The sequence below is a fragment of the Pseudomonas sp. Wu6 genome (assembly GCF_019891515.1).
GTDB lineage: Bacteria > Pseudomonadota > Gammaproteobacteria > Pseudomonadales > Pseudomonadaceae > Aquipseudomonas > Aquipseudomonas orientalis_A.
In genome coordinates this window covers 28,877-40,745 of record NZ_JAFLXH010000012.1, presented here as the reverse complement: position 1 = coordinate 40,745, position 11,869 = coordinate 28,877, and the positions used below count along the sequence as shown (strand labels likewise).

Sequence of the window (11,869 nt, the reverse complement as noted above, 5' to 3'; positions counted from 1 at the left end):
CTGTATGCAGTTGGACCCCGTCAGCGGTTGGTTCGAGGGCATTGGCCATTGCCCTTCGCCCAACTTCAACGAGCGCCCGGCAGGTGAGGTATCGTTGTTGGTGATACATAACATCAGCTTGCCTCCGGCGCAGTTTGCCACCGGTAAGGTGCATGAGTTTTTCCAGAATCGCCTGGATGTAACGGAGCATGCCTACTTTGAGGGGATAGTCCACCTACGGGTCTCTGCGCATTTTCTGATTGAGCGTGACGGTACAGTGACGCAGTTTGTGGCATGCCGGGACCGGGCCTGGCACGCGGGCGTCTCCAGCTTTGAAGGGCGTGACACCTGCAACGACTTCTCGTTGGGAATCGAGCTGGAAGGCACAGATGATCTGCCGTTCACCGATGCCCAGTACCAGGCGCTGATTGAGCTGACGCGTCAGCTGCTCGCAGCTTATCCTGCGATCACCCCCCAACGTATCTGCGGTCACAGCGACATCGCCCCAGGCCGCAAAACCGATCCGGGCCCGGCTTTTGATTGGAAGCGCTTTCGTGGCGCGCTGCAGGATGGAGGACACAAACTATGAGTTTCCTGGTGCTGGTGCTGGCAGTGTGGATCGAGAAGTTCTCGGCCTTGCGCCAGCGGTTGCAGCGCGACGGCGGCTGGCTGCGCGAGCTGGCCAGGCTTGAATCGAGCCCGCGCATGGGCAAGCGGCCCTGGCTGATCCTGCTGGCGCTGGTGGTGCTGCCCGCGGCGCTGCTGGGCTTGTTGCTGCTGGTGCTGGAGCCCGTGGCCTATGGCTTGTTGGCGTTGCCGGTGCATGTACTGGTGGTGATCTACAGTCTGGGCCGTGGCGATCTGTTGGCCGCGTTGGGACCGTTTCGTGATGCCTGGCGGCGAGGTGATCTGCAAGCCGCCGAGCACGTGGCCGAACGTGACCTGAAGCTGGGTGCCGACAGTGGCGAGCAACTGCTCGAGCGGGTTCAAGGCCACTTGCTGTGGCAGGCGTACCAAAGCTTTTTCGCGGTGATTTTCTGGTATTTCCTGCTGGGCCCGGTGGCGGCTCTGGCCTATCGCCTGCTGGCGCTGGCCAGTGAGCACAGCCAGAACCCCCTGGTGGCCGAACGCGCCACGCAAATGCGCCACGCCTTTGACTGGCTGCCGGTGCGCCTGCTGGCCGCGAGCTTTGCCCTGGTGGGCAACTTTGTCGGGGTCAGCCGGGTCATGCTCCACGAATTGCTCAGCTGGGATATCAGCGCTGCACAACTGGTGGAAAAAGTCGGCCTGGCCGCTGCGGAAATACCGCCACCGGTAGTGGGCGCCGAAGGCATCAGCAGTCTTGATCAACTGTGGGAATTGCTGCTGCGTGCGGCGGTGCTGTGGTATGCCGGATTTGCAATCTGGACGGTGTTGCCCTGAGACCGCCATCGGGGGCAAGCCCCCTCCCACATTTGACCGAGCAGGGATCAGCCAAAATCGGGGAGGCGCAGTCAGCGTGCGAGGGGGCTTGCCCCCGATAACCTATATCCATACAACTTCGTAGGCTATAGCCGCCAACACTAACCACGATGCGAAGCGAGTCGCCCTTGATCTTGATCTGCTTTTGATCCTAGGCGCCCCGTTAAACCACGCTGGCCGAACGCAGGCTTGAATCCGTGGGTAACCCGGCAGGACGCCGGGTTAGCCGCCCCGCGCCATGGATGGCGCGTGGCGGCGGCCCACGGATTCAAGCCTGCGTTCGGGCACACCGAGCCTAGGCGAGGTGCCGAGTGGTGGGGCAAGAGCGTTTTGCTTACTTTTGCGCTTTTCAAAAGTGAGCCGCTGTAAAAGCGGAACCCTAAGCAGCCGTGACCGCAGAAACGGATATGTACTCAACCCAATCCAACATCCTGGTCGGCCCTAAGGCCGCCATCGGGGGCAAGCCCCCTCCCACATTTGGATTTGTGGGGTATCAGTAAGATAGGCTGCTGTGCCCCCTACGGGTAGCAACGGGGAGCAAGTTCGGCGTCACGCCAAAGTTGTGTAGATACCTATGGCGCGTTCCGCACGTAGGAATTTTCGGTGGGATTTAACCCCGTCACACGTGGCCCTTATCCTGATTTCGCTACTGGCCTTTCAATATGCCGTGAATGAGTGAACATTTGAATCATCTGGTCACGGTCTCAAGGAGGCACGGCGATGGCCGCTGTCATCGGCATCAAAGGGCATTGCGCCCACTGCGACATGACGTTTGAACTCAAACCCTGGCAACTGAACGCCATCGCCATCGACGAACCCTTCGTCTGTACCTATTGCCACACGTGCCTGCAGCTGTGTTGCCGCAAGCAACTGCGTCGCTTTCGTGCCCTGGACCACTGGGCGCTGGTGCCGCCCGGCATGATCATGCTGACCTGCGCGACCCTCCTGGCAGCGCTGTTTGCAGAGTGGCTGGGGCTGCTCAGTGTGATCGGGCAATTCAACATTTCGCTGACGACGCTGTTGATCCACTTTCTGGTGCTGCGCTACGTGCGTCATCGGCAACGGATGACCTTGAACCTGCAAGTCGTCAGCCGCTTACCACTGGAACAGCTCGCACGCATTGCGTGTGCTCGCCTCAGCCAGCCGTGACGCGCTGATGCCCATGCGCTCGGCCAGGGCGCTGCAGATGTCCGGCAAGTGGTGTGGGCTGTTGCGCCGGCCCGGGTACATGGCCGGGGCCATATCCGGCGCATCCGTCTCCAGCACCACCGCTTCCAATGGCAATTGGGCCAGCACCTTGTGCATGCGCAAGGCCTGCGGCCAGGTCGCGGCACCGCCCAGGCCCAGCTTGAAGCCAAGCTTGATGTACTCGCGGGCCTCTTCCCGGCTGCCGGCGAACGCATGAATGATGCCGCCACGCGGCAGGTGGATGCGTTTGAGTGTGGCGATCACCGCCGCGTGACTGCGGCGTACGTGGAGCAAAGCGGGGAGGGTGAAATCCACCGCCAGTTTCAACTGGGCTTCGAACAGCGCTTGCTGGCGCGCTCGGTCCAGGTGCTCAAGAAAGTAATCCAGGCCGATTTCACCCACGGCGCACAGTTGCCGGTGGCCCTGCAGGCGCGTCAGCCAGTCGCCCAATTCCAGCAGGTCGGCAGGGCAGTGTTCATCGAGATACACCGGGTGCAGGCCGAAGGCGGCGAACAAGCCTTCATCCTCCATCACCAGATCCCACAACCTTTGCCAATTGCGCTGATAAACCCCGAGCACCACCATACGTCGCACACCGAGTTGACGGCTGTGGGCGAGGACCTGCGGACGATCACTGTCGAAGTCCGCGAAATCCAGGTGGGTGTGGGTGTCGATCAGCTCCACGCTCAGGCCTCGTGAATACGCTGCTTGAAGGTTCGGCTGATGCCGTGCACGCCGGGTTGGTAATGTTCTTCTTCAATGGCCGCCAGGGCCAGGCGCAGGGCGGTGTCGGCGATCAGTTGATGCTGCTGGGCCATGGCGTTGACCGGCAGCGGCAGGAAGTCCAGCAACTGAGTGTCGCCGAAGGTGCCCAGGCGCAGTGGCCGCGACTTGAGCGGGAAGTCGTGCAGGGCGTCAAACACGCCTTGCAGCAGTACGTAGGACGTGGTCACCAGCGCGTCAGGCAGATGCCCCAGGCGCTGCAGTAATTGCTCCATCAACTGTCGCCCGCAGTCGCGGCTGAAGGCTTCGCCCTGTTCGACGATCACCTCGCCGGTAAAGCCTTGCAGGGCTTCACGAAAACCCGCAGCACGTTCCTGGCTGATGCTCAGCTCCGGATGGGCGCCGATCAGCGCGATTTGCTTGGGCAACGGTTGCAGCAGGCTGCCGGTGAGCTGCTGGCAGGCTTGGCGGTCGTCGCTGACCACCGAGCAGAACTGGCTGGGCTCCATCACCCGGTCGATGGCGATTACCGGCAAGCCTTTGGCTTGCAGTTCGCGATAGCTGTCATCCTCGGCCGGCAGGCAGCTGGCGACAAACAGCGCATCGCAGCGCCGCGCGCGGAACAGTTGCAGCAATTGGCGCTCACTGTCAGCCTCATCGTCGGAGCTGGCGATCAGCAATTGATAGCCGCGCGCCCGTGCGCCTTGTTCGAGTAACTTGGCAATGCGTGCGTAACTGGGGTTCTCCAGGTCCGGCAGGATAAAGCCCAGGGTGCGCGTGTGCCGGCTGCGCAAGCCGGCGGCTTGCGGGTTAGGCGTAAAACCGTGGGCCTGGACCACGGCCCGCACCCGCTCCACCGTCGCGTTGCTGATACGTTGTTGTTCGGCCTTGCCATTGATGACATAGCTGGCGGTTGTGACCGACACACCGGCCAGACGTGCGATATCACTGAGTTTCAAACCGGGTTTCCTTGTTTTTTTGAGCGTGCCCCGACATTTTGTCCAATCGTAACCGATTCCCGCATACGACCAATGTCCCACAACAGGCGCCGAGTGGCCCTTCAAGCTTGCGCAATTAACGCGTAATCTGCCATAAATTCTAGATTAAACGTTTCAGCAAGGGTATTTTTACGATGTTCGCCGCTGAGTGGCTACTGCCAACTGACCGCTCAGTCAGTTACTTTTGAACACCGCTAAGCTGATTTATTCAAAACAATACCTAGTGCGCACCCCGCACTAACTAGGAGAACGGCATGCTCGAGCTCACTGTAGAGCAGATATCCATGGGCCAGGTGGCGGTGGATAAATCTGCGGCCTTGCACCTGCTCGCGGAAAAACTGGTGGCCGATGGCCTGGTTGCCGAAGGTTATCTCAGTGGCTTGCAAGCCCGTGAAGCCCAAGGCTCGACCTTTCTTGGCCAAGGCATCGCCATTCCTCACGGCACACCGGAAACCCGCGACCAGGTGTTTTCCACCGGCGTGCGTCTGTTGCAGTTTCCCGAAGGCGTGGACTGGGGCGACGGCCAGGTGGTGTACCTGGCGATCGGGATTGCCGCCAAATCCGATGAACACTTGCGCCTGCTGCAATTGCTGACCCGCGCCCTGGGTGAGACCGACCTCGGCCAGGCGCTGCGCCGTGCCGGTTCTGCCGACGCCTTGCTGAAACTGCTGCAAGGCGCGCCGCAGGAACTGGCACTGGATGCACAGATGATCAGCCTCGGCGTGTCGGCCGATGATTTCGAGGAACTGGTGTGGCGCGGCGCGCGCCTGTTGCGCCAGGCCGATTGCGTGAGCAACGGGTTTGCCGCCGTGTTGCAGCAAGTCGATGCACTGCCCCTGGGCGATGGCCTGTGGTGGCTGCACAGCGAGCAGACGGTCAAGCGCCCGGGCCTGGCCTTCGTCACGCCGGACAAACCCATGCGCTACCTGGGCCAGCCGCTCAATGGCCTGTTCTGCCTGGCCAGCCTGGGCGAAGCGCATCAGGCGTTGCTCGAGCGCCTGTGCGCCTTGCTGATCGAAGGGCGCGGCCAGGAATTGGGCCGCGCCACCAGCAGTCGTGCCGTGCTTGAGGTGCTGGGTGGCGAACTGCCGCCCGACTGGCCGAGCGCGCGCATCACCCTGGCCAATGCCCACGGGTTACATGCACGCCCGGCGAAGATCCTCGCGCAACTGGCGAAAAGCTTCGATGGCGATATTCGCGTGCGCATTGTCGATGGTCCGGTCGGCGCGGTATCGGTTAAAAGCCTGAGCAAGCTGTTGAGCCTCGGCGCGCGGCGTGGCCAGGTGCTGGAATTCGTCGCCGAGCCGAGCATTGCCGGGGACGCGCTGCCGGCCCTGTTGGCCGCAATTGAAGAAGGCCTGGGGGAAGAGGTCGAGCCTTTGCCGACCGTCAGCGCCCAGCCCGCCACCGTCGACATCGAACCGGTGATCAGCGCGCCGCTGTCCGGTAGCCAGATCCAGGCAATTGCCGCCGCGCCCGGTATCGCCATCGGCCCTGCGCATATCCAGGTGCAACAGGTCTTCGACTACCCACTGCGCGGTGAGTCCTGCGCGGTTGAGCGCCAGCGCCTGCAGGCTGCGCTGAGTGATGTGCGTCGCGATATCGAGGGCCTGATCGAACGCAGCCAGTCCAAGGCGATTCGCGAGATCTTCATCACTCACCAGGAAATGCTCGACGACCCGGAGCTGACCGACGAAGTCGACACCCGTCTCAAGCAAGGCGAAAGCGCCGAAGCGGCCTGGATGAGCGTGATCGAAGCGGCTGCCCGGCAGCAGGAGTCGTTGCAGGATGCCTTGCTCGCCGAGCGCGCTGCCGACCTGCGCGACATCGGTCGCCGCGTATTGGCGCAACTGTGCGGCGTCGACACTGCGCAGGAACCCAATGAACCCTACATCCTGGTGATGGACGAAGTCGGCCCTTCGGACGTCGCGCGCCTGGACCCGGCCCGTGTCGCCGGCATCCTCACGGCCCGTGGCGGCGCCACGGCCCACAGCGCCATTGTCGCCCGCGCGCTTGGCATTCCCGCACTGGTCGGGGCCGGCGCGGCGGTATTGCTGCTGGGCGCCGGTACACCCTTGTTGCTCGACGGCCAGCGCGGCCGCCTGCACGTCGACCCCGATGCGGCCACCCTGCAACGCGCGACCGTCGAGCGCGACACTCGCGAGCAACGCCTGCAAGCCGCCTCTGCGCAACGCCATGAACCGGCGCTGACCCGCGACGGCCACGCGGTGGAAGTGTTCGCCAATATCGGCGAAAGCGCCGGAGTGGCCGCGGCGGTGGAGCAGGGCGCCGAGGGCATCGGCCTGTTACGCACCGAGCTGATTTTCATGGCCCACCCGCAAGCGCCGGACGAAGCCACCCAGGAAGCTGAATACCGCCGCGTACTCGACGGTCTTGACGGGCGCCCGCTGGTGGTACGCACCCTCGATGTGGGCGGCGATAAACCGCTGCCGTACTGGCCGATTGCCGAGGAAGAAAACCCCTTCCTCGGCGTGCGCGGCATTCGCCTGACCCTGCAACGCCCGCAGATCATGGAAGCGCAACTGCGCGCGCTGTTGCGTTCGGCGGACAACCGGCCGTTGCGCATCATGTTCCCCATGGTCGGCAGCGTGGATGAATGGCGCGCGGCTCGGGACATGACCGAGCGTCTGCGCCTGGAAATCCCGGTGGCCGACCTGCAACTGGGGATCATGATCGAAGTGCCGTCGGCCGCGCTGCTGGCGCCGGTGCTCGCCCGGGAAGTCGACTTTTTCAGCGTCGGCACCAACGACCTGACCCAATACACCCTGGCCATCGACCGTGGGCACCCGACACTGTCGGCCCAGGCCGATGGCCTGCACCCGGCCGTGCTGCAACTGATCGACATCACCGTGCGTGCCGCCCATGCCCATGGCAAATGGGTCGGCGTGTGCGGCGAGCTGGCGGCGGACCCGCTGGCGGTGCCGGTGCTGATTGGCCTGGGTGTGGACGAGTTGAGCGTGTCGGCCCGCAGCATCCCCGAAGTGAAGGCGCGGGTGCGTGAATTCAGCCTGAGCCAGGCCCAGGGCCTGGCGCAACAGGCACTCGCGGTGGGCTCGCCCGCCGAAGTACGTGCTCTAGTGGAGGCCGTGTAAATGGCAAGGATTTTGACCCTGACGCTGAACCCGGCGTTGGACCTCACGGTACGCCTGGCGCGCCTGGAACCCGGTGCGGTCAACCGCAGCGAAACGCTCATCACCCATGCCGCCGGCAAGGGCGTGAACGTGGCGCAGGTGCTGGCGGACCTTGGCCACGCGGTGACCGTGGGCGGCTTTCTCGGTGAAGACAACCCGCAGGCGTTCGAAGCACTGATCGCCCACTGTGGGTTTGGCGACGCGTTCGTTCGCGTGCCGGGGGAAACCCGCAGCAATATCAAGATTGCCGAACAGGATGGCCGGGTGACCGACATCAACGCGCCGGGGCCGCTGGTGAGCGAGCAGGCGCAAGCCGAACTGCTCAAGCGACTTGCGCTGATCGGCCCTGACTTCGACGCGGTGGTGGTCGCCGGCAGCTTGCCGCGTGGCGTCAGCCCGCAATGGTTTCAGGCACTGATCGAGCAATTGAAAAACCTCGGTCTGAAAGTGGCCCTGGACACCAGCGGCGAAGCCTTGCGCGCCGGGTTGAAGGCGGGCCCCTGGATGGTCAAGCCCAATACTGAAGAGCTTGCCCAGGCGCTGGATAACGCCACCGATGCCATCCGCCAGTTGCATCAACAGGGCGTGGAACATGTGGTGGTCTCGGACGGTGCTGCCGGCGTGAGCTGGTACAGCTCGGGGGCGACCCTGCAGGCCTCGCCGCCCAAGGTGACGGTGGCCAGCACCGTAGGCGCCGGCGATTCGCTGCTGGCGGGCATGCTCCACGGCCTGCTGCGCGACGAAGCGCCCGAGCAGACCCTGCGCCGCGCCACGGCGATTGCCGCGATGGCGGTGACGCAGATCGGTTTCGGCATCAGCGATGACGCGCAGTTGGCGCGTCTCGAAAGCGGCGTCGATGTGCGCACGCTGACAGAACAATAAGAGGGTTTGTGATGAAGTTAGCCATTGTTACCGCCTGCCCGAACGGCATGGTCACCAGTGTGCTGTGCGCCCGCTTGCTGGACGCCGCCGCACAGCGCCAGGGCTGGAGCACCAGTGTCGAAGTGGTGGACGTGCAGCGCCCGGACAGCCAGCTGTCCCAGGCGACCCTCGATGACGCCGAGTGGGTGTTGCTGGTCAGCAGCACGCCGGTGGATATGCAGCGTTTTGTCGGCAAGCGCGTGTTCCAGAGCACGCCGGCCCAGGCGCTGGCGGATGTCGACGCGGTGTTGCGTCGGGGCGCCGAGGAGGCGCAGGTGTACGTGGCGACCGAGGCACCGGCCGGGAATGCCCCGCGCATTGTCGCGATTACCGCTTGCCCGACCGGCGTTGCCCATACGTTCATGGCCGCCGAGGCCTTGCAGCAGACGGCCAAGCGCCTGGGCTATGACTTGCAGGTCGAGACCCAGGGCTCGGTCGGTGCGCGCACGCCGTTGAGTCCGCAGGCCATCGCCGACGCCGACGTGGTGCTGCTGGCGGCGGATATCGAAGTCGCCACCGAGCGCTTCGCCGGCAAGAAGATCTACCGCTGCGGCACCGGTATTGCCCTCAAGCAATCGGAAGCCACGCTCAACAAGGCGCTGGCCGAAGGCGCGGTGGAAAGCGCCGGCAGCGGCGCAGTGGCCAAGTCGGAAAAAACCGGCGTGTACAAACACCTGCTCACCGGGGTGTCGTTCATGTTGCCGATGGTGGTGGCGGGCGGTTTGTTGATCGCCTTGTCCTTTGTGTTCGGCATCCATGCCTTTGAAGAAAAAGGCACCCTGGCGGCGGCGCTGAAAACCGTCGGCGACCAGGCGTTCATGCTGATGGTGCCGTTGCTCGCCGGCTACATCGCCTACTCGATTGCCGATCGCCCCGGCCTGGCGCCGGGCATGATCGGTGGCCTGCTGGCGGGCACGCTGGGCGCCGGGTTCATTGGCGGGATCTTCGCCGGTTTCCTGGCCGGCTACAGCGTCAAGCTGATCTCCCGGGCAGTGCGCCTGCCGCAAAGCCTGGAGGCGCTCAAACCGATCCTGATCATCCCGTTGCTCGCCAGTTTGTTCACTGGCCTGGCCATGATCTATCTCGTTGGCCCACCGGTGGCGCGCTTGCTGACCGGGCTGACGGATTTTCTCAGCACCATGGGCACCACCAACGCGGTGCTGTTGGGCATCCTGTTGGGCGGCATGATGTGTGTCGACTTGGGCGGGCCGATCAACAAGGCGGCGTACGCGTTTTCCGTCGGCCTGCTGGCGGCGTCGAGCGGGGCGCCGATGGCCGCGACCATGGCCGCCGGCATGGTGCCGCCGATTGGCATGGGCATCGCGACGTTCCTGGCCCGGCGCAAGTTCGCCCAGACTGAACGCGAAGCCGGCAAGGCCGCGATGATTCTCGGCCTGTGCTTTATCTCCGAAGGCGCGATTCCGTTTGCCGCCAAGGACCCATTGCGCGTGATCCCGGCCAGCATCGCCGGTGGCGCATTGACCGGCGCGCTGTCGATGTACTTCGGCTGCAAACTGGCCGCGCCCCACGGCGGGTTGTTTGTGTTGGTGATTCCGAACGCGATGAATCATGCGCTGCTGTATCTGCTGGCGATCGTGGCCGGCAGTGTGCTGACCGGTGTGGTGTATGCGCTGATCAAGCGGCCGGAAGCGGCGGAGCTGGCCGTCACTGCCTGACGCGGTAAAAAAATGTGGGAGGGGGCTTGCCCCCGATAGCGGTGTGTCAGCCAGCTTATTTGCAGCTGACACACTGCCATCGGGGGCAAGCCCCCTCCCACATTTGGATTTGCATTGGCGGTAAAGTGCGGTGTCATATCTGCTTCATCCGGCCATGCTTAAGTGGCCCTTTTGATACTCAAGAGGGCACACGCATGAGCCACTTCGATCTCGGCCGTCGCCGCGTGATGCAAGCTGTTGGCGCGGGCCTGTTGTTGCCGGGCCTGGCGCCGGCGGTGATTGCGTCGGTCAATGACCGCCCGCTGCTCACCGATGGCGTGCAATCAGGCGATCTGCTCGGTGACCGCGCGATGATCTGGAGCCGCAGCGACCGCCCGGCACGGATGGTGGTGGAGTGGGACACCCGCAGTGTGTTCAGCAACCCACGCCGATTCGTCTCGCCCCTGGCCGACAACCGCAGCGATTTTACCGCCCGCGTCGAACTCACCGGGTTGCCTGCCGACCAGGCGATTTTCTACCGTGTGCATTTCGAAGACGCCCAGACCGGTATCGCCAGCGAGCCGTGGTTCGGCCACCTGCGCAGCGTGCCGCAACAGCGTCGCGACATCCGTTTTGTGTGGAGTGGCGACACCGTCGGGCAAGGCTTCGGCATCAACCCGGACATCGGCGGCATGCGCATCTATGAAGCCATGCGCCTGCGCCTGCCGGACTTCTTTATCCACAGCGGCGACACCATCTACGCCGACGGCCCGGTGCCGGCGCAACTGGCCACCGAAGGTGGACGCATCTGGCGCAACATCACCACCGAAGCCAAGAGCAAAGTCGCCGAAACCCTGGATGAATATCGCGGCAATTACCGCTACAACCTGCTGGATGAAAACGTGCGGCGCTTCAATGCCGAGGTGCCGCAGATCTGGCAGTGGGACGATCACGAGGTGATCAACAACTGGTCGTCGAGTAAACAGCTGGATGAGCGCTACCAGACTCGCGACATCAACACCCTGGTCGGCCGTGCGCGCCAGGCCTGGCTGGAATATTCACCGATGCGCCGGCAAAGCGCCGACGCGGGCGGGCGAATTTATCGCAAGCTCGGTTACGGTCCGCTGCTGGATGTGTTCGTGTTGGACATGCGCAGTTATCGCGGACCGAACGACGACAATCTGGGCGGCGAAAAGCCCTTCCTCGGCCGCGAGCAACTGGACTGGCTCAAGCGCGAACTCAAGGCGTCCCAGGCGCAGTGGAAAGTGGTCGCAGCCGACATGCCTATCGGGCTGGGCGTGCCCGACGGTGAAGTCAGCCCCGGCGTGCCGCGCTGGGAAGCGATTGCCAACGGTGATCCCGGCCCGGCCCAGGGGCGTGAGCTGGAAATCGCCGAGTTGCTGGGGTTCCTGCGCGCGCACAAGGTACGTAACCATGTATGGCTGACCGCTGACGTGCACTATTGCGCGGCGCATCACTATCACCCGGACCGGGCGGCGTTCCAGGATTTCGAACCGTTCTGGGAGTTCGTCGCGGGGCCACTGAATGCGGGGAGCTTCGGGCCCAATCCGTTGGACAAGACCTTCGGGCCCGAGGTGGTGTTCGAGAAGGCACCGCCGGCGCAGAACACCTCGCCGTTTGCCGGGTTTCAGTTTTTCGGCGAGGTGCAGATTGATGGGCAGACGGCGGAGTTGACCGTTATTTTGCGCGACTTGGATGGGCTTTCAGTGTTCGAACAGAAGCTGCAACCCGCCTGAAAACTGTAGGAGCGAGCTTGCTCGCGAAAAACGTC

General features: G+C 63.7%; 9 protein-coding genes. 7 read left to right on the top strand and 2 right to left on the bottom strand.

Going from position 1 to position 11,869, the window contains the following annotated elements:
* The first annotated feature begins 4 nt into the window (after positions 1–4).
* The 3 genes from ampD (at position 5) to J1G34_RS10825 (ending at position 2,589) form a co-directional block, all read left to right on the top strand.
* Positions 5–568, top strand: coding sequence for a 1,6-anhydro-N-acetylmuramyl-L-alanine amidase AmpD (gene ampD / locus J1G34_RS10835; RefSeq protein ID WP_065887983.1), 564 nt, complete (start codon positions 5–7; stop codon positions 566–568).
* A complete protein-coding gene (gene ampE, locus J1G34_RS10830) occupies positions 565–1,401 on the top strand; it encodes a regulatory signaling modulator protein AmpE (RefSeq protein WP_065887982.1) in 837 nt (278 codons plus the stop codon). Before ampD ends, ampE begins: the two co-directional genes overlap by 4 nt.
* A gap of 759 nt (positions 1,402–2,160) precedes the next feature.
* On the top strand, positions 2,161–2,589 hold the full coding sequence (locus J1G34_RS10825) for a hypothetical protein (RefSeq protein ID WP_065887981.1): 429 nt from the start codon (positions 2,161–2,163) through the stop codon (positions 2,587–2,589).
* On the opposite strand, the gene J1G34_RS10820 is transcribed toward J1G34_RS10825, so the two are convergent.
* The gene (locus J1G34_RS10820) at positions 2,536–3,312 is read right to left on the bottom strand and encodes a TatD family hydrolase (RefSeq protein ID WP_065891888.1); all 777 of its coding nucleotides are present in this window, start codon (positions 3,310–3,312) and stop codon (positions 2,536–2,538) included. The two genes, J1G34_RS10825 and J1G34_RS10820, sit on opposite strands and share 54 nt — an antisense overlap.
* Before the next feature lie 2 nt (positions 3,313–3,314).
* Positions 3,315–4,310: a catabolite repressor/activator gene (gene cra / locus J1G34_RS10815; protein ID WP_065891889.1), complete on the bottom strand. Its 996-nt coding sequence runs from the start codon at positions 4,308–4,310 to the stop codon at positions 3,315–3,317.
* 293 nt (positions 4,311–4,603) lie between these two features.
* Here cra and ptsP point away from each other — a divergent pair, with 293 nt between their 5' ends.
* The 4 genes from ptsP (at position 4,604) to J1G34_RS10795 (ending at position 11,834) form a co-directional block, all read left to right on the top strand.
* Positions 4,604–7,462, top strand: a complete 2,859-nt coding sequence (ptsP, locus tag J1G34_RS10810; RefSeq protein ID WP_065896492.1) for a phosphoenolpyruvate--protein phosphotransferase — start codon at positions 4,604–4,606, stop codon at positions 7,460–7,462.
* Positions 7,463–8,383, top strand: a complete 921-nt coding sequence (gene pfkB, locus J1G34_RS10805; protein WP_222994013.1) for a 1-phosphofructokinase — start codon at positions 7,463–7,465, stop codon at positions 8,381–8,383.
* Positions 8,384–8,394: 11 nt separating this feature from the next.
* Complete coding sequence (locus J1G34_RS10800) at positions 8,395–10,098, top strand: PTS fructose-like transporter subunit IIB (RefSeq protein ID WP_122737673.1); 1,704 nt, start codon at positions 8,395–8,397, stop codon at positions 10,096–10,098.
* Positions 10,099–10,292: 194 nt separating this feature from the next.
* Positions 10,293–11,834, top strand: a complete 1,542-nt coding sequence (locus tag J1G34_RS10795) for an alkaline phosphatase D family protein (protein WP_222994006.1) — start codon at positions 10,293–10,295, stop codon at positions 11,832–11,834.
* Positions 11,835–11,869 lie beyond the last annotated feature (35 nt).